The following is a 26428-nucleotide window of genomic DNA, read 5'->3' as shown; positions in this document are numbered from 1 at the left end:
CTCTCCTTCCTCTTGAATACCTGTACCCTATTTTAAATTAAAAGGCTGTACTTTTCGTCGGGGAAAGAGAATCGGCTCATCAGGGCACTGTCAATCGGCAGCGAGCTTGCTATTATACATTGACCTCACTGAATCCATTTTTTGTGCTCTTGGATACAGAGATCCCATCTGTCCCGGTAACGGGAGGGATCGCCTGGCGGAGCTGCGCTCGGCAAACCTGGCTTACTGCCTCTTGGCTTAGTTGCCGGCCAGATCTTTGCGGAAGCTCTGTAAGAGTGTTAAGAATGATTACACTAGTCTGTCATCCTCTCAGTTTTCCCACTTGTCCTTCTCAGCGCTGTGAAACGACTATGCTAGATCCCATTCCCCCTCCTGTCCTTGAAGAATACCTGTTGGAAGCGGGCATCATTGACCGCTCGCAGCTGAGCTTGGCCAAAAAGCTGCAGCATCGCCAGCAGGGGCCGCTGCTGATGATCCTTTTGGAGCTGAGTTTCATCGATCTCGAGCAGCTCAGGCGCCTTCTGGATTTGGGCCGCACCTACGACCATGCTCCAAACGCTGGATAGCCTTGAGCCCGATTGGCAACAGCATCTGGCCCGCTGGTCTGCGGCTGGGCAGGGATCCCTGCTGCTGAAAAGTTGCGGGAAGAAGGATCCGGCGGAGCTGCGTCGTTTTTTACAGCAGGTCTGCGCCCCTGTCCAAGCGTTGACCTTGCTCACAGAAGACTTGCAGATAGTGGGCGGCCCCCTGACGCTGCAAAGCTGGGATCCGCGGGCCACAGGCTCTTTTGCCCATCTTTATCTGGAGCGCTCTGCGTCTGCACAGCACCTCAGCCGCTTGGCGGCAATTGTGGCTCAGTTGCGCGCCCCCGACGGCTGTCCTTGGGATCGCGCCCAAACGCCTGAGTCGCTCACTCCCTATATCCTCGAAGAAGCCTACGAGACGGTGGCGGCCATTCGGGCCGGGGATCCGGCAGCGATTGCCGAAGAGCTGGGGGATCTGTTGCTGCAGGTGGTGTTGCAATCCCAGATCTTTGCCGAGCGAAACCACTTCGACCTGGAAACTGTAGCCGCGCGGATTGCCGATAAGCTGATCCGCCGTCACCCCCATGTATTTGGGGAGGCTCCGCAGTCAGATAGTTCCAGCCTTTCTGAGTTGCACCGCTCCTGGGAAGACATCAAGCAGAAGGAACAGCCGCAGCAAACCCTCGGCCAGAAACTGCTCCACTACGCCGAAAGTTTGCCCCCCCTGATGGCCGCCCTGAAGATCTCCCAAAAGGTGGTGGGAGCAGGATTTGAGTGGCCGACGGTGGAGGGGATCTGGGCCAAGGTGCGCGAGGAAGAGGCCGAACTGCGCCGAGAGCTGGAACGGGATCCCCCTGACCCGGCGCGACAAGAAGCCGAGTTGGGGGATCTGCTGTTTGCTCTGGTCAATTTGGGCCGTTGGTATGGGCTGGATGCCGCACAGGCCTTGACCCAAACCAACCTGCGCTTTGCCTGCCGCTTTTTGCGCCTGGAAGAGCTGGCGCGGCAACCAGCAGAAGCGGCATTGCCTAGCAGCGGCCAAGCCTCCCCTCTCCAAAGACTCACCCTCGCGGAGTTAGAGGCCCTCTGGCAACAGGCAAAGCAGGAGCACCCCTAATCCCTTCATCTAGAAACCGCAGGAGACCCGCCCTGTACCCCCCTATATCCCCTCCGTATACGGGGGGAGTGGGGGGCCGGGGGCCGGGCCGGTCAGGGCTGGGAGGAATGCGTTCCCATAAGGTACAGTAACAGTATGACCCAAACCCTGACTATCTCCTGCAAGCTCAAGGTGTCTGAGGCGCAGGCCGCCAAGTTGGATGCGACTCTGGACGCCTTTGCGCAGGCACTGAACTGGGTCAACCAAAGCACACCAGAGAAAGTCGTTAACGCAGTCAAACTCCATTCCCTTTGCTATTACGAGATACGCGCTCGCTTTGGGTTATCCAGTAATCTGGCGGGGCAGGTATGCAGGCGGGTGGCGGGGTCGCGCAAGGTTGCCAAGCAAAAGAACCGTCCAGTCAAGGCGTTCAAGGCGGGCTTCGTCACCTACGATGCCCGCATCTTCTCGTTCCGTGAAAAAGACTGGACGGTATCGCTAACTACGGTTGAGGGGCAGGAACGGTTTGAGCTGGCCATGGGTAACTACCAACGGGGCATGCTGGCCGGCACCCACCCAAAAGCGGCCACCCTGGTCAAACGGCAGGACGGTTCCTACTACATCCAGATTTGCGTCGAGCATGACCTGCCGGAGCCCCAGAACACCCCCAAGGCGATTGGAGTGGACTTGGGCAGAACAGATATTGCACACACCTCAGAGGGGGATAACTGGAGTGGACAGCAGTTGAGCCGGGTCAGAGACCACTACTCCCGGTTGAGAGCGGTTCTCCAACGCAAGGCCAGTAAGGGCACAAGGTCTAGTCGGCGGCGGTGCCGGCAGCTCTTGCAACGGTTGTCTGGCCGGGAGAGACGCTTCCAAACCTGGGTTAATCACTGCATCTCCAAAGCGATTGTGTCGAGGGTGCAGGCAACCCACAGCTTTATTGCCTTGGAAGACCTGACCGGGATCCGGGAGCGTGTCAACCAACAGCCGCGTAGCAAGACGGAGCGCCGGCGGTCGAATAGTTGGGCGTTCTACCAGTTGCGGCAGTTTGTGCAGTACAAGGCAGCAAGAGCAGGGATCCGGGTTGTGTTGGTGCCGCCTGCCTACAGCTCACAGACCTGCCACCAGTGCCTGTGGATTGGGCAACGGGAAAGGAAGCGCTTCCGTTGTGTCAACCCGGCTTGTGGTTGGGAAGGGGACGCAGACTACAACGGGGCAAATGTAATTGCGCTTTTGGGGGCTGCTGTAAACCAGCCCCCCTCAATCCCCCCGCCCCCCTGCCCCCCGTATACGGGGGGCGGTCGGAGCCGGGTAGTTTACTTATGTTCTGAACCGGGAGACCTGCCCGCGGGATCCCTCAGCGATTGTTAGGCAAATTCTGGATGGGAACGACCAGCTCTTGCACAGGCAGAGCCAGCGGTTGGGCGGTGTCGCCGATCAAGGAGCTGGATGGCACAGGAGGAGAAGAGGCTGGAACCTCGCCGACGGGGCGCAGTTGCCAGCGGATGATCTGCTCGCCGCGGTAAAAGGTCACCAGCAACTGATCCCCTTGCGGTTGGATCTGCCAGGTGCCGTCGCCGCTGGTAACCGAAATCTGCCCGCCGGAAAAGGGCGCATCCAACGCCGGCCCCGACTGCGTCCAAATGCGTCCGCCACCGGTTTCCAGAACCAGTTGCACCGTGGCCCCTTGCCCCTGACCGCTCAAGATCTGGCCAGTGCCACTCCAAACTTGGGTCTCTGTCTGAGCCACGGCGGGCTGCCCAAGCTGTAGAGCCATGAGCAACAGCCCTGCCCAGCTCCCCTGAGCTCGTAGTGCCCTCCTCCAACCAGGAGAGAGGAAAGAATAGCGAGAGAAAAAGGCCATTGCACTCACGTCAGTACCACACGCCGCGATAGAACTGAAACACAGCAGAGCGGGAGGAAGCTCGAGGAAGCAATTTTTTACACTGTCCCTCTCACAGTCTATCGAAACCGTCGGGATCCCTTCGCGTTCTCTTGGGCTTGGGTTGAGCTGGCTGCCGGGATCCTCAGTTGTCCTGATCCCAATTTAGGCAATCCCCGCCCCCCCAGACAGGCTGCAACCTGAGCCTCTGGCTGCGGGGATCCCTAGCAACCGCTTCGCCAATGCGCAGAGCCAAGTCCGAAACCATAACTCAAAGATGGCAATGTTGTTATTTCGATTTAGACTGAGGCACTGCGCCCGCCCCGTTTCCTCTTTTGAGGGAGTCGTGGGGGCTTTTCCTTTCTAGGATCGATGTCTCCTCTCAATTGAGATGAGATTAAGAATTGCTGCGATCCAGAGTTGCAGGGGAGTCTGCTGACAGCTCTTCAACGCAGAGAAAGGAAGCGCTCCAGGGCTGCCACCATCGCCGGTGGCCAACGACGGACGGTTTTCACCCACTCCAGGTCGGCATAGCGGGGATCCAGCCCTTGCACAGCCACCCATTGGCTTTCTGCTTCTCCCTGCCGGCCTTGCACCCAAAGAACAGCGCTGAGGGCAGCCCGCATATCCGGGAACTTCGGGTACTTGCGCACCAAAGCCCGCATCAGGCGCAAGGCAGCTTCCGTTTCTCCCACCTGATAAAGGCAGAGGGCGTAGTTGGCCTGGGCAAAGGCGTAGTCAGGAGCCAGCTCCGTGGCGCGACGGTAATCGGCCAGGGCCTGCTGCCACTCTCCCAGCGCTGCCTCGGCATTGCCCCGGTTGTTGTAGGCTGCCGCATCGTTGGGATCCAACTGCAACACCCGCTCGTAATCGGCAATGGCCTCCTGCCAGCGCCCTAGCCCCTCCAAAGCCGTCCCCCGATTTAGATAGGGATCTGGTGCGTTGGGAGCCAGGCGAATGGCCTCAGCATAGTCCTCCAAAGCCTCCTGCAAGCGGTTCTGGCTGACGCGGGCGTTGCCTCGGTTGCTCCACAGGGCCGGGTTGTCGGGCTGGCGCTGCAACAATTGGCTCCAAAAGGCCTCTGCCCGGGCAAAATCTCCCCGGTTGGTGGCAGCAAAGGCTTCCTCAAACAGCCGGTCAATCTCAGGATCGATCTTGGCACTCGCCGCCGCTGCCCCATTCGCTGACTCAGATCCAAGGGGGATCCCAAGCCAAAGCAGCACCAACAGCAGGGCAGCTAAAAGAGGGGATACTCTTGCCTTCATCGCCATTGCCAGTTGGCTCACTAGGTAGATGCTCCCCCATCTTAAGCCGCCGCCCCAGGCTTAGTTGTTCATCTCCCGTTCCAGCTTGGCCAGCGCGATCTGGCTTTCCAGGCGAGAAATGCCTTCGCGGAGGGTTGCCGCCTGCGCTTCAACTTCATCCAAAGATTTGCGAACCGCCTCTGCAGCACTCATGTGTTGGTTCCGCTGCACCAAAGCCTGGCGCGCCAGCTCGTCCTGGTCATGTTGGCTGGCCTTTTGGGCTCTGACAAACCAATCCTCGGCCTTTTGCAGCAGTTGATCGTACTGCCGTTCCAGTTGCTTGCGGCTGGCCAGCGTTGTGGCCAGGCTGCGCTGCAGTTGTTTGAGATCCCGCTCCATCTGGCGGATGCTCACCCTCTGCCGGCTGGGCTTTCTCCACAGCAGCTTGCTCAAGCCCACCATCACCACCGCGGTGGCAATGCCCACGCCCGCAGCCGCTGCCGGGTTTTCCCGCAGGAAGGAGCCGTCCAAAACGTTGGATCCCGCAAAGGCTGAGGTTTGCGCGGCTGTCTCCCGAAACTCCCAGGGCATCACCGGATTGCGTTGCTGCCAAAAACCTCGTCGCGCCGCCTGGGCCAATTCTTGAGCTTCCAAGTAGCGCTCCCGGTTGGCCCCGTACAAAAAGCGCTCATAAACCACCGCCTGCCCCTGGCGCAACATCTCCAAATTCACCAAACCCTCGGCGTTGTACACCTGGGCAATGTGCAGCCCTTCTGGCGTGACGTAGAGAGTATCCACCTGCACCAGGGATCCCGGCGGCAGCAGGCTTTGCAAAGCTTCCTGCGAGAGCCGCCCCCAGCGCCCTTGCGTCAGCTCTGGGGCATCCACATAGGCAAGACGAAAACGGGTTGGCCTGCCGTTCAAGTCTGCCCAAAAGGTGTCCCCATCCACCACCGACCGTACTCGCGCTGTCCCAGAAGATTGGGCCGCTGCAGGGAGGACAAACCAACTGCCCGAAAGGACAGCCGCCATCATCAGGAGAGAAGTTCTTGAGGCCATGGGGATCACTCCTATTGTGCAGAACAACAAAAGTTAAGAAATAATAAGAAATGGGGAAGCTGCGGGAACTTACCGAAAGCCTGGAGCGTCTTCACGAACCGGAAGCAAGAACGATAGCCGCCCCTTCTTCGAGGAGAGGCAGCGGGAGCAACACTTCGCTTGCGCCAGAGAGAGCAGATTCTCTGACGCAGGGATCGGTCCTGTGAAGAAGACGGCTTCCAGGATGACAATTTGGGTTAGAGTTTAGCTCACCTCTTGGGGCAACGTCACAACCCTAGAGCGCAATCTTTGCCCAGTTAGGGGATTGGAATTACAGGCGCAAGCGGTAGGGCTCTTCCTCGGGAAAATCGGGCAGAGGAGGTGGGAGAATCTCGATCTCGCCGGTGGGCAGCGTCCGCAGCACCGTCCCCAATTGGGTCAGTTGTTCCAGAACAAACTGGCGGGTATCCCGGTCGCTGGTGGCATTGAACACGCTCAGCCAGACATCGAAGCGGGAACGGCGGCTGAGGGGGCTGCGGGCGATGTTGTCCCCCAGTTGGCGAAAGTCGTCGCCGGGCAGGCCCACCTGTTCCCGCCAGGCGGCAGCTTGGTAGTAGTCGCGGCGGCCCGCTTCCGCATCCCCCAAAAACATGAAGTTGATCAAGGCGCGATCCACGTAGAGCCGCCAGGCGTCGGGATTGTTTTGGGGGTTAAACTGCTGCAGGCCGCGATCCAAAATCTCGACAGCTTTTTCCGGCTGGCCGGCCCGATAGGCCAACACCAAGCTAGACAGCCGGTAGCCCAAGAAAAAGTTGGGATCCAGTCGCAGCATGTGGTCGAAGTACTCGTAGGCGAGGCCGTAGCCGGTTTGGGCACGAGCAGGGGCGTCGCCGTAGTACTGGATCAGCTCCAGCCACAGCCAGGAGGCGCCCAGGTTGCGGTAGCCCAGCCAGCCCAGGGTGGTGGCCAGGGCGATGTTGCGGTTTTTGCGGGCCTCGGCATTTTCCAGGGCCTCTAGGTTGATCCGCTCCAGCATCGGCACCTGCAGCCGCACCACCAGGATCCCGCACAGCAGCGCCCCGCCCACGGCGGCCAGGGTGCCTGCCAGGGAGAAACGGGAGCGGCGACGGGGCAAAGCAGCAGCAGTCATAGCCAGTTCTGAGCGGATCCCTCAACGGCTACACTCAATCATAAATTCATCCTGCCTTTGCATCGACCGCTCTCTCGCTCTCTGTTGAGCTTTTCCTCTGCGTATGACCAGATCCGCCCTCTCGGCTGCAGACCGGGCCCTCAGCCTCTACGAGGCTCTGCCCTACCCCAACGTGCCCCTCTCGCAGTCGGCCCGCAATGCCCTGGGGGAGATGTTCAAGATGAGCTATACCACCGCCCAGTACCTACGCACCCACGCCCTCGTCCCGTCCGAGGGCAAGGTGATGCTCAACGCCGGCTGTGGCTCCGGCTGGGAGACGCTGATGATGGCGGAGGCCAATCCGGGCGCCCAGATCGTGGCCTGTGATCTGTCGCCGGCTTCGGTCAAGCTCACCGAGGAACGCCTGCGGCACCACGGCTTCACCGATGTCCAGTGCTACGTCCTCAACGTGCTGGAGCTGGATCGCCTGGGGATCCAGTTCGATTTCATCAGCCTGAACGATGTTTTGTATTTGTTGGCGGATCCCACTGAGGGCTTGCGGGCGATGAAAAAAGTCCTCAAGCCCGAGGGCATCATTCGCGCCAATCTCCACAGCCGCCGCCAACGCCAGGTGTTTCTCCGCCTGCAGGCAGCTTTGCAAAAGGTGGGGCAATTCGACGTCCCGCCGGCGGTGGGGGCGCAACATGTGCGGGAGTTCATGGGATCCCTGCAGGAAGAGGTGGCCAAGGCGGTGCTGTGGAACCCGGCCAGCTATACCGAAGATGCCGCCATCATGAACAACTATCTGCTCTCCAACGACAAGGGATTCACGATCCCCGAGGTGTTTGGCATGTTGCAGCAGGCGGGGTTGGGCTTTTTAAGCCTGGTGGATATGCCCGACTGGTCGCTGGAGTCTCTCTTTAAGCAAGTGCCGGAGTTTGTGCGGCAACGGCTGGAAACCCTCAGCGTCATGGAGCGGCTGCACCTCTACGAGCTGATCCGGCCTGCCCATCGCCTCATCGACTTTTGGGCCGAGCACGCCGGCTCTTCCCTGGTGCTACCTTGGACGGATGCAGATTGGTTGGCGGGATCCGTGCAATTCAACCCCCTGCTGATGGACAACGCTCGCTTCCACCAGGAGTACAACAAGGCCCTGCAAGAGAACTGCACCTACGAAATGCAGTGGACAGGGGCCACCCACGGGCGGATCCGCATCCCTGCCGAGAAGGTGAAATGGCTGGCCCCGCTGCTGCAGGGGCCAACTCCGGTGGCAAAGCTGATTCAGCGGGTCGTCGAGTTGGGATCCCTGACGGAAGAACAGGCAACTGACGAGGTGCTGACCTTCCTGACGGCGTTGGAAGACTTTCTATTCGTCATGCTGCAGTAGAGCCGTTTTCCCGTTCCCGACCAATCCCAACTCCCCTCTCCCTCTGGGAGAGGGGTTGGGGGTGAGGGCAGTGGCGCGGAGTGCCTGGGAAGTGTCTTAATCTGGTTTGAGAGGTCGAAAACTGTACGACTCGGATGTCTGCCTGGCCGGCACGTCGCTTCTATGCAGCTCTGCAGCGAGGGCTGACCCAGCCCCTGGATCGCTGGGTGGCCGGGATCACCCTCTGCAACTTGGCGGTTGGGGTGATCTTATTTTTGCTGGGCAACCACACGGCCCCCTATGTGCGGGACTTTAACTGGCAACAGCAGCGGGTGGGATCCCAGGAACTGCAGATGGTGCTGACCTTCAACCGCCCTATGGATGCGGACAGCGTTGCGGCCAACCTGGAGATCCAGCCGCCTCTGCCGGGCCGGATGCGCAAGCTGGGCCGCCGCTTTTTTTGGACGCTGACAGAGCCGGCCCCCTACGGCCAGACCTACCGGGTGCGCCTGCAGGCAGCCGTGGATGAGCGGGGCCAGCCCATGGCGCGGCCTTTTGAGGGCGAGTTTCGCACGCCGGATCGGCAGTTGTTGGGGATCGGCACGGAAGCAGACCAACGGGGGCGGCTGTTGCTCTTTAACCTGGAGACGGGATCCACCACTTTGCTGACGCCGGCGGGGCTGAAGGTTACCCAGATGCAGCCCAGCGCCGATGGCCGCTTCGTCTACTACTTTGCCACCGCCAGCACCATCCAGCAGCAGGATCTCTACCGCCTGGATCTGGAGGATCTGTCTTCCCGGTTGCTGCTGGACCACCAGGGCTACCAAAACCTGCGCTTCCAGGTCTCGCCGACGGGGGAGCTGGTGGTAGCGGAGCGGATCCCCCTGCAACGGGATCCCCTGGCTCCCGTCCAGACGGAACTGTGGATCCAGAAAAGGAGCCGGGATCCCTTTGAGCGGCTGGATCTGGATACGGCTTTGGGGGGAGACTTTTTCATCAGCCCTGATGAGAGCAGCCTGCTCATCTCCCAGGGGCAGGGGGTGGGGATTGTGCCCTTGCAGCCGCGGGCGGCAGCGGAGAGCTTTTTGGCCCAGTTCGGCCAAACCTTGGCCATCCGTCCCGATGGGGCTTTCGGGGCTTTGCTGCGCTTCAATCCCGACTACACCCGCAGCCTCTTTATCGTCAGCAATACCGGCACCAGCGAGGAGATTTGGGTTACCGAGGGATCCGTAACCAAAGGAGCTTTTTCGCCGAGGGCACCCGTCTTTTACGGCTTGGTCAGCGAGGCCGAGTTTGTTGGTGAGGGCGCGTTGGCATCTCTGGCCTACACCGAGTCCCCCCGCTTGCTGGCAGTGGTGTTCGGCAGCGGCGGCGCGGCCCCGGCGGGCAAGACCGTAGAGGTGGGGCGGGCCGACTATCCCTTTGAGCTGGACTTCAGCCTTTCCCCTGACGGCCGCCTGTTGGCCTACACGCTTTTGGAGCCCTTGCAAGAGGAGATCCCGGATCCCTGGGCCCCCTTTAGCCGCACTGGGCAAGCGATCCGCAGCGGGCAAGTGTGGCTGGTGGACTTGCAAGATGGGCTGCCGATCCCCAACAGCCGTCGCCGCCTGCCGCTGAGCAGCAGCGCACTGGCCTGGATCCCTTAGTCAGGAGGAGTTCTAGGCAAGCAAGGCCTAAAACCCAGGCCAGATGCAGAGCAACTCCCCTCTCCCCCTAGCGAGCCGAGGTTCTCAGTTTGGTTAGGATAATCACTCCCACCAGCGCCAGGGTTACCGTGTTGGCAAGCAGGATGACCGCATCTTGGCGCAACAGGCCGTACAGATCCCACATCAGGATCCCTGCCCCAAACAGCAGCAGGTAGCTCCAAGAAAAATCGTCCGCCTTTTGGCTATGCCAAGTTTTCCAGGCTTGCGGGAAGAAACTGGCAGTGGTCAGAGCAGCAGCCGATAGGCCCACCCAAAAGGTGAGGTTCATAAGTGTAGCTCCGGCTCGACAAAGCCCTGCAGCGGCTGGGCCGCTTCCGCCTCGCTCAAGCCCTTGGCCTGCAGCAACACCCCAAAGCTCCCCAACCCCAGCGGATCCAGCAGAGCGTGAAGGGCATGTCGCCGTTGCAACACCTGGCCCAGATCCCCCCCCTCGTCGCCAACTTGGCCGAGGGCGGCCAGCCTTTCCGCCAATCCCAGGTTCACCAAAAAGCAGCTCTGCTGGGTGAAGCCCAGGCACTTGAGCCCCAGAGACTCCCCCACCTGCTGCAAGGTGGTAAAGTCCACGTGGGCAGTGAGATCTTGGGATCCCACCCAGACATAGGGATCCGCGTAGGTGCCGTGTTGGCGGTAGGCCAGGAGCGTGCCCTGGAAGCGCTGGGGGCTGTAGTAGCGCTGGGCGGTGTGGCCGTAGTCAAGGGTGAGCACGTAGCCCCGCCGCAGCTTGCGGGCCAGAAGCTGGAGCCACTCTAGGGCCTTGAGGTTGACCTCCGTTTGGTAGCCGGAGGGATAGGTGGCAATCGGGATCCCCAGGCGGGCAAAGTACGCTTCCAGCGCGGGCGTAGAGAGATCCCCTAACACTTCTCGGAAGCCCTCCCCCTCCGCCCAATCCACGTAGATTTCTCGCAAGGCCCCCGCCTGCACCTGCACCCGATGGACTGGGAAGGCGTCCACCAGCTCGTTGGAAAAAAAACAGCCGGTTACCGAACCATCTGGGATCTCGTCCCACTCTAGCCAGCGCACCTTCTCGCCATAGCCGGCCAAGCGCTCCTGCTGTAGCCGCCGCAAAAAAGCAGAGCGCTCGAGGATCCCGTACTCCAGGGCTTGCCAGAAGTCGGGCCAATTGGAGCACACATAGGCCAGCCAATCTTCGGCCAGGCGCCCGCTGCCCGCCCCCATCTCAATCACCGCAAAATGGGGAGGGGATCCCAAAATGTGCCAGAACTGGAAGATCTGCTCAGCCAACAGTTGGGCAAAATCCGCCGCCAAGTGAGGGGAGGTGCGATAGTCCCAGCCGAGGGGGAGATGCTCCCGCTCGTAGTAACCCAGACCTGGCTCGTAGAGGGCCCACTCCATGAACTGGGCAAAGGTCACGGGTCCTCGGGCGCGAATGCGGCTGCCGATCAGCTCTGGCAACCTCCGGTCGGCCTGCGAGGGCGACAAGGGCAAATCCGGATTGCCCAAGCCTAAGTCTTGCCTAGAAGGGCTTACCAATGGGGATAGACTCACTTGTTCAAGGGACGACGCCAATTTTGGCGAAACTGGCGGTTGGTCAAGAGCAGCAGTGGCCAGAGGGCCGACACCGCCCACTTTCCAGAGCCTGAGTAGATGCGATCCGCCTTGCGGGCTGAGTACCAAACTCCCCCTGCGTAGATTGCCAAGAGCAAAAAAGGCCACATTTCTCTCACGTCCTGCGAACGCTGCTCAGCCGGTTAAGGGATCCCCCCTAGTAAGCGTCCTGCAACTCATAGAAGTCAGGCGTGATATAGTCCTTGCGCAGCGGCCACCCAATCCAGTCTTCCGGCATCAAGATCCGCTTCAAGTTGGGGTGTCCCTCAAAGATGATGCCGTACATGTCATAGGTCTCCCGCTCCTGCCAGTCCGCCGACTTCCAGATCCAGTACACCGAGGGCACCCGCGGATCTTGGCGGGGCAGCTTCACCTGAACCCGCACCTCCTGCGGCCGATCTGCCCCGTCCGCCAGTTTGATCAGGTGATAGAGGCTGACCAGGGGTTGCCCTGCCCCCAGGTCGTAGCCGCACTGGCACTCCAGGTAATTGAAGCCGTAGGCATAGAGGGCAGTACACACAGGCAAGAGAAAATCCCGCTCCACCTCCAGCAGCTCCACCCCGGCGGCATCTCTGCCCAGGTACTGATGGTCAAAGCCGTTATCGGCGAGGAACTGGGAAACCGGCCCCCGTTCCAGCGTCGCCAACGGCTCTGTCGGCTCGGCTGTCGAGGACGGCTTTTGCTGGGCTTTGTCCTCTGTCATCTCACATCCCTCCCCGCAAAGCTTTGAGCTGCTGTTCCGCCTGCTTGAAGTCGGCAGTCTGCAAGGCCGGAGGCACCGGCAGGCCAATAGCCGCCGCCAGTTCCGGTGGAGGAGCTTGGCGGGTCTCGCTCTCCAGATACTTGCCGGTGATGATCTCCGGCACCGGCTTGAGGTTGTGCTTGACCGTGTAGTAGCGGTGGGTTTGTTGCAGGCGGCCCCGCTCCCGCATGTCTTCGGCGGCGATCTTCTTGCGCAGCTTGACAATAGCATCCATGATCGCCTCCGGACGCGGCGGGCAGCCGGGAATGTACACGTCCACAGGGATCAGCTTGTCCACCCCTCGCACCGCCGTGTAGGAATCGGAGCTGAACATGCCGCCGCTAATGGTACAGGCCCCCATGGCGATCACGTACTTCGGCTCAGCCATTTGTTGGTAGAGCTTGACCAACGCTGGGGCCATTTTCATAGTGACCGTGCCCGCCGTGATGATCAAATCAGCCGTGCGCGGCGAAGTCCGAGGCAACAGGCCAAAGCGGTCGAAATCGAAGCGGGAGCCCAGCATGGCTGCAAACTCGATAAAGCAGCAGGCGGTGCCATAGAGCAGCGGCCAGAGGCTGGACATCTTGGCCCAGTTGTAGAGGTCGTTTACCGTTGTGAGAATAACATTGTTGGAAAGATCCGTAGTAACTTGCGGAGGAGAGGCCGGAAACAAAACTTCCGGCTCCTTAGAGGTCATGACCATTCCAGCGCTCCTTTTCTCCAAGCGTACACAAGGCCCACCACAAGGATGGCGATGAAAATCAGGGCCTCCACAAAGGCCAGCAGTCCCAAGCGATGAAAGGCCACCGCCCAGGGATAGAGGAACACGGTCTCCACGTCGAAGATCACGAAGACCAGGGCGAACATGTAGTAGCGGATGTTGAACTGGATCCAGGCCTGGCCAAACGGCTCCATCCCCGACTCATAGGTGCTGCGGCGCAGGGATCCCCGCCGCTTTGGGGCCAAGAGCGCAGAAGCTCCCAGAGCCAAGACCGGCAGCAGAGCGCAGACGATCAGAAAGACCAGCAAATACTCGTAGCCGGATAAGACAAACACGACGCCAGACCGCCTCAGGTGCTCAACATTTAGATACGTTTTCAGTATAGAGCCAGTCTGCCGCCTCCCGGCGCTGCCCGATCTTTAGTTCTGCTGATGGTCTCGATTGCGGGAGTGGCGTTTCTCCAGCCAACCCCACACCCCACTCAGCAGGGCTCCAGCTATCAGGATCCCCAGTGCCGGCTGGAACAAAGGCAACCACAGCCGCAGCCAAAGTTTGTAGCCCAGCGGGATCCCGATGAAAGCTCCCGTTACCGAGAAGACAAACCAGACAAACCCGGCAAACACCAGAAAGACCAGGGCAATGAGAAAATGATCCAGCCAGCGTTTCCAGTCTGAGACGGTCATAGGGAGCAAGCCAGAGCAGGTGAAGTCTCTCAGATCCTACTACTGGAAACCCTGCCCTCTTCCCTCCAACCCAGCATAAGCCCCTGCCCCTCACGAGGGTTGACTTGTCAACAGGTAGTGGTAGAAATTTAGTTGTACACAACCCGTAGCGTTAAGCCGATGTCCACCTCCTCTGATTCCTCCTTTGCCGACCGTTTGCGACAGGTGATCGGCGATGAGGCCATTTATGCGTTTGGGCGGCGGGCCGGCATTAGCGATACAGCCTTGCGCAGTTACCTCAAGGGATCCGTGCCCGGCATCGACAAGGCCGTGAAAATTGCCCAGGTGGGGGGGGTGAGTCTCAGTTGGCTGATTACGGGGGAGGGATCCCCGCGGCTGGAGGCTGGCGACGCCAAAACGGAGTATGTATACGTGCCTCTGGTGGATGTGGTCGCCTCGGCAGGGGCGGGGGCGCTGGTGCGGGAAGAGTCCATCGAGTCGGTGCTAGCTTTTGAGCGTAACTGGCTACGGGCCCATCTGAAGGGGAACCCGGATGGGCTCAGTTTGATTCGGGTGCAAGGGGACAGCATGTCTCCCACCTTGGAAGATGGCGACTGGATCTTTGTCGAACGGCAAAAAGAGCTGGGGGGTGAGGGCATCTACGTCTTTCAGAGGGATGGCGAGCTGTGGGTCAAACGGCTGCAACGCCTGTCAGGATCCCGAGTAAAAGTTATCAGCGACAACCCTCGCTTCCCGTCTTTTGTGGTCGATTGTGCGGATCCCGTCAACGGCCTGATCCTCATAGGACGCTATCGGGGCCGTCTCAGCTTCGACTAGGCTTTTGCCGAGGATGGCGGGAAGGGGTAGCCTGAGCAGCCCCTAATCCCCTTGGCAAGCTGCGGTCGCCGGATAGGATCGACTCTAGGCGTTGAGTTGAGCCCGGTTTTCGCTCCTCGCCTGCGCCCATCTAGCCAGAGGTTTGCCTGCGATGCCCCGCCCATCGGAACGTGCAACGGTCTTTCTCAATCTCTCGAGTGGGATCCTCCTGGTCGGCAGCGGCATCTGGGCGGGAATGGTGCTCCCGCAGCCGCTTCAGACCCAACCGCTGCCAGTTCCCCAGCCGCAGGCCAACACGCCGCCGCTCCTGCCCACCCTGTCTCCACCCCAGGCCAGTCTCCCAGCGGTGAGCCCAGATGCAGATTCACCAAAGGGGAATCCAAATCACGGCGGCTCCACGGATCTGGAAAGGGAGATTCGAGAACTCCGCCAGCAGGCCATCCAGCTTTTGATCCGCGTTGAAGAACTGGAGTCGCGGCTGCAACGGCTGTCTTCCCCAGCAGCGGCCCCTGAGCCGAGGCGAGAATCGGCCACCACTGCCGAGATCGCCCCGGAGGGAGCAAGCGTCCCTGCCCCCACCGCAACGCCGACCCCTACCTCTTTTCAGGTGGGAACCCGAACCATTAGCCTGCCGGGCGATCTGCTCTTCGACTTCGACAAGGCCGAGATTCGGCCTGAGGCGGCCTCCCTGTTAGCAGAAGTGGCCAAATCTTTGCGGGAAATGCCCGGCGCCCGCGTTCAAGTCAACGGCCACACCGACAACATCGGTTCCTTGAACTATAACCTCGACCTTTCCCTGCGCCGCGCCAACGCTGTGAAAGACTACTTAGCTAACCTGTTGCCGGAAGACCACCCCATCAGCTGGACAACCTCTGGCTTTGGCCCCACCCTGCCGGTGGCCGACAACGATACGGAGGAAGGGAGACAGCGAAACCGCCGCGTGGATCTCATCATCGCCCCCTAGTGGCCCCCCCCAAAGTTGGGGGTTGGCAGGCTTGAACAGCGCCTTAGTCTAGAATCAACTGGTCCGATCCCTGGTGAGGGCGAGGGCCCAGGCAACAGTCTGAGCTTTGGGGTTCGATTTTGAACGCGGCAGGGATCCCGTCGGGGGAAAAGCAGACCTTTGCGCTGAGAGTAGACACAACCCTGGATGCTCTCAGCCAAGTTTTGACGTGGTTTGAGTCTTTCCGCGACGCCGGCATTCCGGGCCCCATCTGGTTGGAATGCCAGTTGGCCTTGGCGGAGGGCTTTACCAACGCCGTTCGCCATGCCCACCGCACTTTGTCTCCCAGTACACCCATCGATATCGAGCTGGTTCTGATGCCCCAGGAGCTGGAGCTGCGCATCTGGGATCAAGGGCAGGAGTTCAACTTGGAGGAATTCTTCCAGAACCGAGCAGCCAGCAGGCCCCCCGACGCCGAGGTCGAATCCGAGGGGGGACGGGGTATTCGGCTGATGAAGGCTCTCTCCACCCACCTGAGCTATACTCGCCAGGCAGATGGCCGCAACTGCCTGCTGATCAGCAGGCGCTTCGACGATCCCGCCCCCCTCTCCCAGCGGCCGGCCTAGGCCAACAGGCCAGCGCTCAACTGGCGAATGGCCGAGCTGGCCACATCGCTGTAGCGCAGCTCACCGGCCAAGATCTGGCCCATGCGCCGAGTGGCTCCCGGTCGCTTGACGCCTACCCTGTAGCCGACGCCCGGAAAGCGGTAGAACAGCGCCGCGATCCGCTTGGCCCAACGCATCTCTGAGCCCCACTCCTGCTGCACGCGGGCGGAGTAGTTCGCCAGGGCTTCGGTATCTCCCGCCAGGGCTTGGTCGATGGCCCGCGCTGCCAGCATGCCAGTGAGGAGGGAGGGGCGGATCCCTTCGGCGGTAAACGGATCGACGACACAGGCAGCATCTCCCACCAGGAGGGCATTTTGGCTGTGCAGGGGTTGATCCCCCTCCCAAAGACAGATGGGATGGCCAAACTGCCTGACCGATTTCAAGTCCACACCAAAGCTTTGGGCATACTCGGCGGCGATTTCCCGCAAGTTTTGTTTTTCGCCACCCCGAAAGGTGCCTGCCCCGATGGAGTAGCCATCGGCTTTGGGGAAGTTCCAAATGTAGCCGTTGCTCACGGCGCCAAAGTCGAAATGGGCGGCTGCGGTTTTTGGCTCTGAGACGGGCACTTCTGCTTCCAGGGCGGCAGCCAGGCGGCGCTGCCGGTTTTGAAAGCCGAGCCACTTGGCCATCGAGCCTTTGGCCCCATCGGCCCCGATCACATACCGACCCCAGACCGGGCCGGTGGCTGTCATCACTTGCCAGCGGTCGCTCTGCCACTCAATGCCGGAGACGGGACATTCCGTCTGGAGTGCTGCCCCCTGCTTTTGCGCCTGCTGGATCAAGTAATGGTCGAAGACCTCCCGCCGCACCATCCATACCGGCTCTTTCAGATCCAGGTCGGCCACGACCGGATCCCCGCCCCGCCAGGTGTAGCGAATTTGCCGGATCTTCAGCGAAATGGCGGGACTGAAATCGAAGTCAAACCAGGCCGCCACCATGGGAGAAACGCCGCCGCCACAGGGTTTGTAGCGGGGCAAAGGATCCTTCTCCAAGACCAGCACTGAGCGCCCCCGCTTGGCCAGGTGATAGGCGGCCGAGCCGCCGGCAGGGCCAGCGCCGACGATGACACAGTCGTACACTTGGGACATGGCTCTCGATCCCCAACCCCTTCTCCCTGAATTTGGGCTGTCGGCTCCTAGCCTACCGCATCCTTTTTCCCTCAAGAAAACAAGGGGGAGGGGGCCGGCGGATCCCCCCAACGGCGTAGGCTCAAGTGGGCCAATTCTGCAATGGGATCCCCTTTCCATCAGCTTGTTCAGGCTGAGGGGTGGCCGGGATCCCTGCCGGGTTGTTACAGCGATACACCTTGGCCCCAACGCTGCGCAGCTTTTCATCGATAGCTTCGTAGCCGCGGTCGATGTAGTGGAGCCCGTGGATAGTAGAGCAGCCCTCAGCCGCCAGGCCAGCCAACACCAGAGCTGCCCCCGCCCGCAAGTCCGTGGCCACCACCGGCGCTCCCGACAGCGACGGCACCCCCCGGACAATGGCCACCCGGTTCTTGAGACGAATATCCGCCCCCATGCGGTTGAGCTCGGGAATGTGGTGCATGCGGTTTTCAAACACCGTCTCCTCGATGGTGCAACTGCCCTCGCTCAGGGCAGCCAAGGCCATGATCGGCGCCTGCACATCGGTGGGAAAACCTGGATAGGGCAAGGTTTGGATATCGGTTGCCTGGCAAAGCCAGCCCGAACTGAGTTGAGCCGGGGCAATGCGCAGCCGGTTGGGGCCTTCTTCCTCCACCCGCAGCCCCATGTCGCGCAGCTTGGCAATCACCGCTCGCAGGTGATCCGGGATAACAGGGCCAACCGTGAGTTCGGAGCGGGTGATGGCCCCGGCAATGAGGTAGGTGCTGGCCTCGATGCGGTCGGGAATGACCGTGTACTCGGTGCCGTGCAGGCGCGGCACCCCTACCACCACAACCGTATTGGTGCCCACGCCACGGATGCGGGCTCCCATCGCCTGACAAAAACGGGCCAAGTCGGCCACCTCCGGCTCTTGGGCAGCATTTTCAATCACCGTTTCCCCTTCGGCCAGCGTAGCGGCCATCATCAGCGTCTCGGTGGCGCCGACGCTGGGATAGTCAAGGTAGATGCGGGTTCCCACCAGCTTGCGGGCATAGGCATGAACCACGCCGTGCTCGATTTGAACCGTTGCCCCCAACGCTTGCAGGCCCCGCACATGCAGATCCACCGGACGCGAGCCGATGGCACAGCCGCCGGGCAGAGGAACTCTGGCCACTCCCAGCCGCGCCAGCAGCGGCCCGATGATGAAGAAGCTGGCCCGCAACTGGCTGACCAACTCGTAGGGCGCCTGGGAAGTTTTGAGGGAGCTGGCGTCCAGGTCAAGGGTATTGCCCACATGGGACACCTTAACCCCCAGGCTGGTCAGGATCTGCCCCATGCGTTCAATGTCCAGCAGGCGCGGCACGTTGTGAATTCGGCAAGCTGCAGGAGCCAAAAGGGATCCCGCCATGAGCGCCAAAGCTGAGTTTTTCGCGCCGCCGATGGGAATGTGGCCGCTCAAGGTCTGCTTGCCGACAATTTTCAGCACTGGCCCCATCATCTCCGGCGGGGCTGCCACTCTGGTCTGGGCCGGCGACAGGTTAGGCGCTAGGGATTCCGTCCTGCCGACGCGATTGTCAAAAAAATCTCTCAATCTTCCTCCTCACCCACCAAAAATAGAAAGGCTCTTTCCAGAGAATACTCCGGGGATCAAAGCAGCAACTAAACTTGCAGGCCAAAACTTAGGGTGACGAAGGAAGAGAAGCTCCAGTGGCTATGCCTCTATCCTAACAGCGGCGGATGGGCAATTAGCTATGTCAGCTCTTTGTGGCGCGAAAACCCCTGGCTGATCGCTGTGGGGAAGCAGGCCCTGGGCGTAGAGAGTATGTCAACAAACGCAGGTTCCTGCCGCGGGCGGCTAGGGGGATAGCCTGGCAGCAAGGGGCAGTATGATGGATGGTCATGAGAAGCGCTTGCCAGTAAGACAGGAGACACTCGATGACCGCGACCCAAGTTTCTGCCGAAGAGTTGTTTCGGGCCGCCTACGAAAATCGCTACACCTGGGATCCCGACTTTCCGGGCTACAGCGCCGAGGTCACCTACTGGGATGGGGAGCGCACTTTTGTGGGCCAGGTGCGAGTGGGGGCAGACCTAAAAGCGACGGTTACGGGCGTGGAGGATGAGGAAGCCCGGAAAGCCATTCACAATCAACTTTGGGAGATTGCCGTTCACCGGGTGCGCCGCAGCTTCGCCGAGACCCACGGGAACAACACTTTTCGCTATGGCCAGATCCTACCCGATGGCACCGTGGAGATCCTGGTGGGCGGCAAAGCCGAAGGGGATCGCTACCACGTGCGCGACAACCAAGTTACCATGGTGCATCGGCATATTCACGGTATGGTGGTTACTATTCACACCTTCAGCAGCCACGACACGGGCGAAGGCTACCTCTCCCACCGCTACGACTCCGTCTATCACGACGCCAAGACTGGCGAGCAGAAGGGTGGGCGCAGCCAATTTGAAGATCTCTACACCAAAGTGGGCAAGTACTATATCCTCTCGGAGCGGCGCATTCAAACAGAGACGGAAACCGGCCCTGTGGAAAAGCGCTTTACCTTCCGCAACCTGGCGTTGCTGGATGCGGGGGCCTGATTGGCCAAAGGCCAACGGAAAGCCCGATAATCTCATTTGTGGCAGCAACGCCCCCCTTAGATAGAAGAAGTGGGGGATCCTGAGCTATGCTTTGAGTATTCTCCCGCCCACACTTTGGCATGGACAACCCTGCGGAAAAGCCCAACCCGGATTCCAAAGCTCCTAAGGAGGCTCCCGAACTGATTCTCCGCCCGGCTCAACTGGGTGATCTGGAGGCGGTGGAGGAGATTTTGGCTCAAGCTTTTGATGAAGAGTACAGCGGCCGCTCGGTGGACATTCGTCGCCAGGTGCGGCGGCTGCGCCAGTGGTATGGCCCCCTGAAAACTTTGAGCCTGTTTCCCAACCGTTTTCAGCACATGTTTACGGTGCATGTGGCGGAGCTGGAGGGCAAAATCCAGGGGGTCATTCAAGTTTCTCCCTTTAATCATTCCCGCAGCACCTGGCGGGTGGATCACATTGCTGTGGTGCCCTCCGCCCGGCGGCAGGGAATCGGCTCTAAGTTGCTCAGACACTGCATGGAGCACTTTCGCGAGGCCCGCACCTGGATCTTGGAGGTGAACATCCACAACAAGGGGGCGATGGCCCTCTACCGCCACAACGGCTTCCAACCGCTGGCCCAGATTACCTACTGGTCGATCCGGCCCGAGATTCTGGCCGCCCTCAGCCAGCACGAGCCCATGCTGCCCAACTTGGTGCCGGTGACCAACCGGGATGCCTACGCCATTTACCAACTGGATACGGGATCCATGCCGGCCACCGTGCGCCAGGTATACGACCGCGACGTGAGCGATTTTCGCACCAGCCCGCTGGATTGGCTCCTAGATCAGGCCAAATGCGTCATCAGCCAAACGGAACGGGTGGAGATGTGTGTCTATGAGCCGGAGCGGAAAACTGCTATCGGCTATTTCAACCTGAAGTTGGATCGTACCGGGCAGCAGCCGCATGTGGCCAAGCTTACGGTTCACCCCGCCTACACCTGGCTCTATCCTGAGCTCATGGCCAAGATGGCCCGGCTCACCCAAGCCTATCCGCCGCAGGCTTTAGCTTTGGCCTCCACCGATTACCAGCCGGAACGGGAGGAATTTTTGCTCAAGCTGGGAGCCCGGGACGTGGAGCGGACGCTGTTGATGTCGCGCTCGGTGTGGCACAAGGTGCGAGAAGCTCGCTCCCCATGGTACAGCGAGTATCTCGCTCTGGTGCTCCAGAAATTGCCGGTGAAACAGCCGGTGCCGGAACGCTTCGAGGGGCTGGCAGAGGGCTGTCTGGAGCATCCCTTTCATTCCCTTCGCCCAACTGGTCTGGATTCCCATTCCGTTCGGCCGGAATCCTCACTAGGACAGGCCAGGGATCCGCAATCGGAAGCTCCTCCCCCTCCCGGCTAAAGTCTCGGCTGGCACCTGCGCACCCCTATGAACGAGTTGAAGGATAACCCGGCTGGGGATCCCTCTTGGCGGACGTTGCTGCAGGCGGCCTTGCACCGCAACCGCAGCGACGCGGGTGTGCGCTATTTGCAGTTGGCTACGGTGGATCCTTGGGGGCACCCGCGCAACCGCACGGTGGTCTTCCGGGGATTTTTGGGGGATACCGACCGCATTCAGTTGGCGGTGGACAGCCGCAGCGAGAAGATCTGCCAGATCGCCCACTGCCCACTGGCCCAGATCTGCTGGTACTTCTGTAAAACTCGCGAGCAATTTCGCATTGCCGGCACTCTCGAGGCCATCACCGCCGACCACCCGGATCCTCGGGCGCAGCAGCACCGACAACAGTTGTGGCAACAAATCTCGGAAAAAGGACGGCTGCTCTGGTTCTGGCCGGAACCTAAAGGCCCTCTTGCCCCACCCGAGGCTTTTGTTGAAGAGCTGCCCCCCGAAAAGGCATCTTTGCCACCGCCGACATTTGTCCTACTGCTGTTGGATCCAACGGAGGTGGATCACCTCCAGCTCAAGGGAGATGCGATCTATCCCCAGCGACGGACTCTGTATGAGCGCAGCCCGCAAGGGTGGAAATGCCGAGCGGTCAACCCCTAGAAGGATCCCAGCCGACTGCAGGTGGGAGGGGGGAGCGGTTTTCGCCTTCCGAGAGAAGGTTGAATGAATATTGAAGAACAGACAAGGATAGAGGTGTTAGCGTGGCTGAACAACCGTCCTATTCTGAGCGCGACGCCGCCTGCGGGCTGGATCTGCTCACCAATGGCGAGGTCACGGTCGCTCAGCTTCTTTCTCAATCCGGCATGTAGCACTCCTGGTTGCGGTAATCTGATGTCTGTTTCCATCCGCTCATTTCCTGCCTGTATCACCCAAGCTGTTGCCGCTCTTGTTGCCGGCGGGCCGCCGAAAGGGACCTTGCGGGGCAAGCTGCGCCAGAGATCCCTGGGGTTGGCTGCCGCTTTGGTTTGGGGTCTGGCTCTCGTTCGGGGGTTGGCAGCCCAGCCGATGTTAAAATCCCCACAAGGCTCCTTCGAGGGGAATGCAGCTCCTGTCCTGCCCTCAGAGTCTGCCTTCCCCACCTCCACCCGCACAGGAGCCTTTCGAGTCGGCAATCGCACCCCTCACCCGATTCGGCTGGTGATCTTGATGCGCAGCGGTGGACGGCTGCTCAACCCGGAAACGGCCCACTGGGACTTTGCGCCCGGAGAAGGGGGCAGCGAGGGGCTGGTGCTGAGTTTGGGCGAGGAGCCATTGCAGATCGGCCCCGGCGATATTGTGGTGGCTTTTACCCTGGATGGAACCGCTCGCTACTGGGGGCCGAACGTGGTGGGAGAGTCGCTGGCGCCCTTTTGGAATGAAGAGAGCGGCTTTTGGTCGATGATCCTGCAGCCTTAGAGGGCTCTGCGGGCGGCCTAGAAGCCCTTTTCAACCATTTTTGAAATTGCAGCCATTTGGGTTGGGGACAGGATGCTGTACCCATGGACAAATCTCTGCCCAGGGCAAGCCACAACCCTTAAGTCAGTTTAGACCTCCTCCCAACCCCGAAAGCAGCCCCAAGTCCGGCTTCGGCGCTTGGCCCCTGCCGTGGTACCCCTGGATCCTCTGCCTCTCAAGCGCCGGCCCAGTGCCACCAGGCCCAGCCCAGCCCCACCAATAGCGCCGTTAGCCCATAGAAGCACCCCACCACCTGCACCTCCGACCAGCCCCCCAGCTCCAGATGGTGGTGCAAGGGCGACATGCGCAGCAGCCGTTTGCCTTGTCCGGTTTTGCGTTTGGTGTATTGGAAGTAGCCCACCTGCAGGATCACCGACAGGGCCTCTGCCACCAGCACCGCGCCCATCCAGGCCAGGGCCCAGAGCTGATCCCCCAACAGCGCCAGCCCCGCCAGAGCGCCCCCCAACCCCAGGGATCCGGTATCGCCCATAAACAGGCGGGCCCGGTGGTGGTTGTGCACCAGAAAGCCCAGACAGGCGCCGCTCAAGGCAAAGGCCACGAGCGCCAAAACGGGATCCGCTGCCGTCAGCCCCAGCCCTGCCAGGACAAGGGCCACCATCCCTGCCGCCAGGCCGTCCATGCCGTCGGCGAGGTTGACGGCGTTGTTGGTGCCCACCAGCACAAACAAGGCCAAGGGCCAGAACAGCCAGCCCAGGGGGAGGGCGCCTATTCCCGGCAGGGTGAGAACGGTGGGGATCCCTTGCCAGGCCAGGTAGCCACAGAAAACCAGGCCGATCCCAACTTGGAGTAAAAGCTTCGATTTGGCAGACAACCCCTTGTTGGAGCGCTGCCGGATGACCAGCCAATCGTCCAGCCAGCCAACCACGGTGTAAGCCAGGGTCAGTAGGGCCACCGCCAGCCATTGGGGATCCCAGCCGCTCCCGATGCCGGCCACCAGCAGCCCTACGGGCAAAAAGCTAAGGCCACCCATGGTCGGCGTGCCCGCTTTTTTGTGGTGGGACTGGGGCCCCTCCTCGCGGATGACCTGGCCTGCCTTCCAGCGCCGCAAGACCGGGAGAAGCAGGGATCCCAGCAGGGCCGAGCCCAGCACGCTCAATCCAAAGGGGACGGCCACCTGGGGCCGGATCCCGATGACCAGCGCTGAGAGGGCCAGGCCGAGAACTAAGGAGAGGGCCATCCCTCCCCAGTCCGCCTCTTCCAGCCGGGGAAGGGTATCCGCATCCACCCGTTCTGAACCCCTCACATTCTCAACCTCCAGCACAACCGCCCAGAACGCTCCGGCAGGAGAGCCCAAGAAAACTCTACCCTGCCGGCGGCTAGAGGTGAAAGTTGGGGGAAGGGGGATCCACTAGTAGGGCCACTTCCAGTTGCGCACCTCGGGCAGATCCTCGCCGTACTTGCAGATGTACTGCTTGTGCTCCACCAGCTTGTCCCGAATCAACTGCTGGACGTGATCCCGCCGGTATTTGAAGCGCTCCACCCGCTCCAACACGTCGTTGGCCAGGTTGAAGCGATCCACCTGGTTGAGGACGCACATGTCGAAGGGAGTGGTGGTGGTGCCTTCCTCCTTGTAGCCGCGCACGTGTAGGTTGTGGTGGTTGGGGCGGCGGTAGGTGAGGCGGTGAATGAGCCAAGGATAGCCATGGAAGGCAAACACGATGGGCTTATCGGGGGTGAAGATGCTGACAAACTCCTTGTCGCTGATGCCGTGGGGGTGTTCGCTGGGCGGCTGCAACTTCATCAGGTTTACCACGTTCACCACCCGGATCTTGATGTCCGGCAGGTGCTGCCGCAAGAAGTCCGCCGCCGCCAGGGTTTCCATCGTCGGCACATCGCCGCAGCAGGCCATGACCACATCCGGCTCCGAGCCCTGGTCGTTGCTGGCCCACTCCCAGATCCCCAAGCCCTGGGTGCAGTGCTTGATGGCGGCATCCATGTCCAGGTACTGCAGGGCCGGCTGTTTCCCCGCCACGATGACATTGACGTAGTGGCGGCTGCGCAGGCAGTGATCCGCCACCGAGAGCAGGGTGTTGGCATCCGGGGGCAGGTAGACGCGGATAACATCGGCTTTCTTGTTGACCACGTGATCCAGAAAGCCGGGATCCTGGTGGCTGAAGCCGTTGTGATCCTGCCGCCACACGTGGGAGGTGAGCAGGTAGTTGAGAGAGGGGATGGGCCGCCGCCAGGGGATGTGGCGGGTGGTCTTCAGCCACTTGGCGTGCTGGTTGAACATGGAGTCCACCAGGTGGATGAAGGCTTCGTAGCAGGAGAAAAAGCCGTGGCGGCCTGTCAACAGGTAGCCCTCCAGCCAGCCCTGGCAGACGTGCTCGCTCAGGATCTCCATCACCCGCCCATCGGGGGAGAGGTGCTCGTCGTAGTCGTAGATAGGCGCCACCCAGGTGCGGTCACTGGCCTCAAACACGGCGTCCAGGCGATTGGATGCAGTTTCATCGGGGCCAAAGAGGCGGAAGTTGTGGGGGTTGAGCTTCATCACATCTCGCAAGAATTGCCCCAGCACCTTGGTGGCTTCGGCTTCGAGGGTGCCGGGGTGCGGCACGTCCACGGCGTAGCGGCGGAAATCCGGCATTTTCAGCTCCCGCGTCAGCAGGCCGCCGTTGGCATAGGGGGTGGCGCCCATGCGCTTTTCCCCTTTGGGGGCCAGCTCCTGCAGCTCGGGCCGCAGGCGGCCGTTTTCGTCGAAGAGCTCTTCCGGTCTGTAGCTGCGCATCCACTCTTCCAGGATCTTGAGGTGCTCTGGTTTCTTGGCCAGATCCGCCAGCGGCACCTGGTGGGAGCGCCAGAAATCCTCCACCTTTTTGCCGTCCACCTCTTTGGGGCCCGTCCAGCCTTTGGGGGTGCGCAGGATGATCATCGGCCACTGGGGACGGCTGGGATCCCCCTTGGTACGAGCATGCTGCTGGATTTCTTGGATCTCGTGGATTACCGTGTCCAAAGTGGCGGCCATCAACTGGTGCATCTGGGCCGGATCGGAGCCTTCTACGAAGTAAGGCTTGTAGCCATAGCCCACAAACAGGCTCTGCAGCTCTTCACGGCTGAGGCGGCCCAGGATGGTGGGGTTGGCGATCTTGTAGCCGTTGAGGTGGAGAATCGGCAGCACTGCCCCGTCGTGGATGGGGTTGAGGAACTTGTTGGAGTGCCAGGAAGCAGCCAGAGGGCCGGTTTCCGCCTCTCCATCCCCGACTACACAGGCCACCAACAGATCGGGGTTGTCGAAGGCCGCCCCAAAGGCGTGGGCCAGGGCATAGCCTAGCTCTCCCCCCTCATGGATGGAGCCGGGGGTTTCTGGGGCCACGTGGCTGGGCACGCCGCCGGGGAAGGAGAACTGTTTGAAGAGCTTGCGCATCCCGTCGGCATCTTGGCCGATGTTGGGGTACACCTCGCTGTAGGTGCCCTCCAGGTACGTGTTGGCCACCAGAGCGGGGCCGCCATGGCCGGGGCCGGTGATGTAGAGGACGTTGAGGTTTTCCCGCTTGATGATGCGGTTGAGATGCACGTAGATAAAATTCAGCCCCGGTGTGGTGCCCCAGTGCCCCAGCAGGCGCGGCTTCACATGCTCTAGCTTTAGAGGTTCCCGCAGCAGCGGGTTGTCCATCAGGTAAATCTGCCCCACCGACAGGTAGTTGGCGGCCCGCCAGTAGGCGTCCATTTTGCGCAGTTCGTCGTCGGTGAGCGGTTTGGTTGAGAGCTGTTCTGCCAAAACCATAGCCGTACCCCCTAGGTATCTCTACTCTCATGCTGCTCGAGGTTG

The 26428-nt window shown here is 60.9% G+C and carries 27 protein-coding genes; 12 read left to right on the top strand and 15 right to left on the bottom strand.

Annotated elements, in window-relative coordinates; translation table 11 throughout:
* Positions 1-350: 350 nt before the first annotated feature.
* From NW848_RS17045 to NW848_RS17035, 3 genes are all read left to right on the top strand, one after another.
* Positions 351-566 (top strand): DUF2949 domain-containing protein, encoded by a 216-nt coding sequence (locus NW848_RS17045; protein WP_041438447.1) that lies wholly within the window; start codon positions 351-353, stop codon positions 564-566.
* The gene (mazG, locus tag NW848_RS17040; protein WP_414402469.1) at positions 547-1641 is read left to right on the top strand and encodes a nucleoside triphosphate pyrophosphohydrolase; all 1095 of its coding nucleotides are present in this window, start codon (positions 547-549) and stop codon (positions 1639-1641) included. Before NW848_RS17045 ends, mazG begins: the two co-directional genes overlap by 20 nt.
* A gap of 135 nt (positions 1642-1776) precedes the next feature.
* The gene (locus NW848_RS17035; protein WP_414402468.1) at positions 1777-2994 is read left to right on the top strand and encodes an RNA-guided endonuclease InsQ/TnpB family protein; all 1218 of its coding nucleotides are present in this window, start codon (positions 1777-1779) and stop codon (positions 2992-2994) included.
* Here NW848_RS17035 and NW848_RS17030 read toward each other — a convergent pair.
* The 4 genes from NW848_RS17030 to NW848_RS17015 all read right to left on the bottom strand — a co-directional run bounded on the left by NW848_RS17030 (position 2981) and on the right by NW848_RS17015 (position 6937).
* A complete protein-coding gene (locus NW848_RS17030) occupies positions 2981-3400 on the bottom strand; it encodes a hypothetical protein (RefSeq protein WP_011430825.1) in 420 nt (139 codons plus the stop codon). The two genes, NW848_RS17035 and NW848_RS17030, sit on opposite strands and share 14 nt — an antisense overlap.
* Positions 3401-3951: 551 nt before the next feature.
* The gene (locus NW848_RS17025) at positions 3952-4770 is read right to left on the bottom strand and encodes a tetratricopeptide repeat protein (RefSeq protein WP_011430823.1); all 819 of its coding nucleotides are present in this window, start codon (positions 4768-4770) and stop codon (positions 3952-3954) included.
* Positions 4771-4830: 60 nt separating this feature from the next.
* Positions 4831-5808: a PspA/IM30 family protein gene (locus tag NW848_RS17020; protein WP_011430822.1), complete on the bottom strand. Its 978-nt coding sequence runs from the start codon at positions 5806-5808 to the stop codon at positions 4831-4833.
* Positions 5809-6118: 310 nt separating this feature from the next.
* On the bottom strand, positions 6119-6937 hold the full coding sequence (locus NW848_RS17015) for a hypothetical protein (protein ID WP_011430821.1): 819 nt from the start codon (positions 6935-6937) through the stop codon (positions 6119-6121).
* A gap of 103 nt (positions 6938-7040) precedes the next feature.
* Here NW848_RS17015 and NW848_RS17010 point away from each other — a divergent pair, with 103 nt between their 5' ends.
* A complete protein-coding gene (locus NW848_RS17010) occupies positions 7041-8303 on the top strand; it encodes a class I SAM-dependent methyltransferase (protein WP_011430820.1) in 1263 nt (420 codons plus the stop codon).
* A gap of 134 nt (positions 8304-8437) precedes the next feature.
* Complete coding sequence (locus tag NW848_RS17005) at positions 8438-9928, top strand: Ig-like domain-containing protein (RefSeq protein ID WP_011430817.1); 1491 nt, start codon at positions 8438-8440, stop codon at positions 9926-9928.
* Between the two features lie 67 nt (positions 9929-9995).
* Here the strand turns inward: NW848_RS17005 and NW848_RS17000 are convergent, their stop codons facing one another.
* The 7 genes from NW848_RS17000 to NW848_RS16970 form a co-directional block, all read right to left on the bottom strand.
* Positions 9996-10256 (bottom strand): SemiSWEET family sugar transporter, encoded by a 261-nt coding sequence (locus NW848_RS17000; protein WP_041438445.1) that lies wholly within the window; start codon positions 10254-10256, stop codon positions 9996-9998.
* Positions 10253-11428 (bottom strand): class I SAM-dependent methyltransferase, encoded by a 1176-nt coding sequence (locus NW848_RS16995; RefSeq protein WP_049749829.1) that lies wholly within the window; start codon positions 11426-11428, stop codon positions 10253-10255. Before NW848_RS16995 ends, NW848_RS17000 begins: the two co-directional genes overlap by 4 nt.
* A gap of 62 nt (positions 11429-11490) precedes the next feature.
* On the bottom strand, positions 11491-11664 hold the full coding sequence (locus NW848_RS16990) for a hypothetical protein (RefSeq protein ID WP_011430814.1): 174 nt from the start codon (positions 11662-11664) through the stop codon (positions 11491-11493).
* A gap of 47 nt (positions 11665-11711) precedes the next feature.
* On the bottom strand, positions 11712-12257 hold the full coding sequence (locus tag NW848_RS16985; protein WP_011430813.1) for an NAD(P)H-quinone oxidoreductase subunit J: 546 nt from the start codon (positions 12255-12257) through the stop codon (positions 11712-11714).
* A 1-nt stretch (position 12258) separates the two neighbouring features.
* Positions 12259-12999: an NADH dehydrogenase subunit K gene (locus NW848_RS16980; protein ID WP_414402467.1), complete on the bottom strand. Its 741-nt coding sequence runs from the start codon at positions 12997-12999 to the stop codon at positions 12259-12261.
* Entirely contained in the window at positions 12990-13352 is a 363-nt protein-coding gene (ndhC, locus tag NW848_RS16975) for a photosynthetic/respiratory NAD(P)H-quinone oxidoreductase subunit C (protein WP_011430811.1), read from the bottom strand. The genes NW848_RS16980 and ndhC overlap by 10 nt, the downstream gene beginning before the upstream one ends.
* 84 nt (positions 13353-13436) lie before the next feature.
* Entirely contained in the window at positions 13437-13700 is a 264-nt protein-coding gene (locus tag NW848_RS16970) for a hypothetical protein (protein ID WP_414402466.1), read from the bottom strand.
* A gap of 159 nt (positions 13701-13859) precedes the next feature.
* Here NW848_RS16970 and NW848_RS16965 point away from each other — a divergent pair, with 159 nt between their 5' ends.
* The 3 genes from NW848_RS16965 to NW848_RS16955 all read left to right on the top strand — a co-directional run bounded on the left by NW848_RS16965 (position 13860) and on the right by NW848_RS16955 (position 16085).
* Positions 13860-14516, top strand: coding sequence for an XRE family transcriptional regulator (locus tag NW848_RS16965; protein ID WP_011430809.1), 657 nt, complete (start codon positions 13860-13862; stop codon positions 14514-14516).
* Between the two features lie 151 nt (positions 14517-14667).
* Positions 14668-15480: an OmpA family protein gene (locus NW848_RS16960; protein WP_228375265.1), complete on the top strand. Its 813-nt coding sequence runs from the start codon at positions 14668-14670 to the stop codon at positions 15478-15480.
* Between the two features lie 119 nt (positions 15481-15599).
* Entirely contained in the window at positions 15600-16085 is a 486-nt protein-coding gene (locus NW848_RS16955) for an ATP-binding protein (RefSeq protein WP_011430807.1), read from the top strand.
* On the opposite strand, the gene NW848_RS16950 is transcribed toward NW848_RS16955, so the two are convergent.
* Together NW848_RS16950 and murA are read right to left on the bottom strand one after the other, a co-directional pair.
* Positions 16082-17212, bottom strand: a complete 1131-nt coding sequence (locus NW848_RS16950) for a geranylgeranyl reductase family protein (protein WP_414402465.1) — start codon at positions 17210-17212, stop codon at positions 16082-16084. The genes NW848_RS16955 and NW848_RS16950 overlap by 4 nt on opposite strands.
* A 121-nt stretch (positions 17213-17333) precedes the next feature.
* Positions 17334-18686: a UDP-N-acetylglucosamine 1-carboxyvinyltransferase gene (gene murA / locus NW848_RS16945; protein ID WP_240527895.1), complete on the bottom strand. Its 1353-nt coding sequence runs from the start codon at positions 18684-18686 to the stop codon at positions 17334-17336.
* A gap of 437 nt (positions 18687-19123) precedes the next feature.
* On the opposite strand from murA, the gene NW848_RS16940 reads away from it, so the two are divergent.
* From NW848_RS16940 to NW848_RS16925, 4 genes are all read left to right on the top strand, one after another.
* On the top strand, positions 19124-19777 hold the full coding sequence (locus NW848_RS16940; RefSeq protein ID WP_011430804.1) for a DUF3386 domain-containing protein: 654 nt from the start codon (positions 19124-19126) through the stop codon (positions 19775-19777).
* Positions 19778-19896: 119 nt separating this feature from the next.
* The gene (locus NW848_RS16935) at positions 19897-21159 is read left to right on the top strand and encodes an N-acetyltransferase family protein (RefSeq protein WP_414508288.1); all 1263 of its coding nucleotides are present in this window, start codon (positions 19897-19899) and stop codon (positions 21157-21159) included.
* A 27-nt stretch (positions 21160-21186) separates the two neighbouring features.
* A complete protein-coding gene (locus NW848_RS16930) occupies positions 21187-21804 on the top strand; it encodes an Npun_F5749 family FMN-dependent PPOX-type flavoprotein (RefSeq protein ID WP_011430802.1) in 618 nt (205 codons plus the stop codon).
* 231 nt (positions 21805-22035) lie between these two features.
* A complete protein-coding gene (locus NW848_RS16925; RefSeq protein ID WP_099813029.1) occupies positions 22036-22599 on the top strand; it encodes a hypothetical protein in 564 nt (187 codons plus the stop codon).
* 214 nt (positions 22600-22813) lie between these two features.
* Here NW848_RS16925 and mraY read toward each other — a convergent pair whose 3' ends face one another.
* The gene (gene mraY / locus NW848_RS16920) at positions 22814-23836 is read right to left on the bottom strand and encodes a phospho-N-acetylmuramoyl-pentapeptide-transferase (RefSeq protein ID WP_414346920.1); all 1023 of its coding nucleotides are present in this window, start codon (positions 23834-23836) and stop codon (positions 22814-22816) included.
* Between the two features lie 171 nt (positions 23837-24007).
* A complete protein-coding gene (locus NW848_RS16915; RefSeq protein ID WP_011430799.1) occupies positions 24008-26383 on the bottom strand; it encodes a phosphoketolase in 2376 nt (791 codons plus the stop codon).
* Between the last annotated feature and the right edge of the window lie 45 nt (positions 26384-26428).

It is taken from the genome of Synechococcus sp. RC10A2 (assembly GCF_047502605.1).
Note: the sequence above shows the minus strand (reverse complement) of the source record. Positions and strands in the feature narration are given on the sequence as shown.

Excerpts from the sequence above, each read along its gene's own strand:
- NW848_RS17005 (WP_011430817.1), top strand. The coding sequence starts at position 8,438 with ATGTCTGCCTGGCCGGCACGTCGCTTCTATGCAGCTCTGCAGCGAGGG.
- mazG (WP_414402469.1), top strand. The coding sequence starts at position 547 with ATGCTCCAAACGCTGGATAGCCTTGAGCCCGATTGGCAACAGCATCTG.
- NW848_RS17020 (WP_011430822.1), bottom strand. The coding sequence starts at position 5,808 with ATGGCCTCAAGAACTTCTCTCCTGATGATGGCGGCTGTCCTTTCGGGC.
- NW848_RS16980 (WP_414402467.1), bottom strand. The coding sequence starts at position 12,999 with ATGGTCATGACCTCTAAGGAGCCGGAAGTTTTGTTTCCGGCCTCTCCT.
- NW848_RS17030 (WP_011430825.1), bottom strand. The coding sequence starts at position 3,400 with ATGGCTCTACAGCTTGGGCAGCCCGCCGTGGCTCAGACAGAGACCCAA.
- NW848_RS16915 (WP_011430799.1), bottom strand. The coding sequence starts at position 26,383 with ATGGTTTTGGCAGAACAGCTCTCAACCAAACCGCTCACCGACGACGAA.
- NW848_RS16965 (WP_011430809.1), top strand. The coding sequence starts at position 13,860 with ATGTCCACCTCCTCTGATTCCTCCTTTGCCGACCGTTTGCGACAGGTG.
- NW848_RS17045 (WP_041438447.1), top strand. The coding sequence starts at position 351 with ATGCTAGATCCCATTCCCCCTCCTGTCCTTGAAGAATACCTGTTGGAA.
- NW848_RS17010 (WP_011430820.1), top strand. The coding sequence starts at position 7,041 with ATGACCAGATCCGCCCTCTCGGCTGCAGACCGGGCCCTCAGCCTCTAC.
- NW848_RS17025 (WP_011430823.1), bottom strand. The coding sequence starts at position 4,770 with ATGAAGGCAAGAGTATCCCCTCTTTTAGCTGCCCTGCTGTTGGTGCTG.
- NW848_RS16935 (WP_414508288.1), top strand. The coding sequence starts at position 19,897 with ATGGACAACCCTGCGGAAAAGCCCAACCCGGATTCCAAAGCTCCTAAG.
- NW848_RS17015 (WP_011430821.1), bottom strand. The coding sequence starts at position 6,937 with ATGACTGCTGCTGCTTTGCCCCGTCGCCGCTCCCGTTTCTCCCTGGCA.
- NW848_RS16960 (WP_228375265.1), top strand. The coding sequence starts at position 14,668 with ATGCCCCGCCCATCGGAACGTGCAACGGTCTTTCTCAATCTCTCGAGT.
- NW848_RS16990 (WP_011430814.1), bottom strand. The coding sequence starts at position 11,664 with ATGTGGCCTTTTTTGCTCTTGGCAATCTACGCAGGGGGAGTTTGGTAC.
- NW848_RS17000 (WP_041438445.1), bottom strand. The coding sequence starts at position 10,256 with ATGAACCTCACCTTTTGGGTGGGCCTATCGGCTGCTGCTCTGACCACT.
- NW848_RS16925 (WP_099813029.1), top strand. The coding sequence starts at position 22,036 with ATGTCTGTTTCCATCCGCTCATTTCCTGCCTGTATCACCCAAGCTGTT.
- NW848_RS16950 (WP_414402465.1), bottom strand. The coding sequence starts at position 17,212 with ATGTCCCAAGTGTACGACTGTGTCATCGTCGGCGCTGGCCCTGCCGGC.
- murA (WP_240527895.1), bottom strand. The coding sequence starts at position 18,686 with ATGATGGGGCCAGTGCTGAAAATTGTCGGCAAGCAGACCTTGAGCGGC.
- NW848_RS16940 (WP_011430804.1), top strand. The coding sequence starts at position 19,124 with ATGACCGCGACCCAAGTTTCTGCCGAAGAGTTGTTTCGGGCCGCCTAC.
- NW848_RS16970 (WP_414402466.1), bottom strand. The coding sequence starts at position 13,700 with ATGACCGTCTCAGACTGGAAACGCTGGCTGGATCATTTTCTCATTGCC.
- NW848_RS16930 (WP_011430802.1), top strand. The coding sequence starts at position 21,187 with ATGAACGAGTTGAAGGATAACCCGGCTGGGGATCCCTCTTGGCGGACG.
- mraY (WP_414346920.1), bottom strand. The coding sequence starts at position 23,836 with ATGGCCCTCTCCTTAGTTCTCGGCCTGGCCCTCTCAGCGCTGGTCATC.
- NW848_RS16985 (WP_011430813.1), bottom strand. The coding sequence starts at position 12,257 with ATGACAGAGGACAAAGCCCAGCAAAAGCCGTCCTCGACAGCCGAGCCG.
- NW848_RS17035 (WP_414402468.1), top strand. The coding sequence starts at position 1,777 with ATGACCCAAACCCTGACTATCTCCTGCAAGCTCAAGGTGTCTGAGGCG.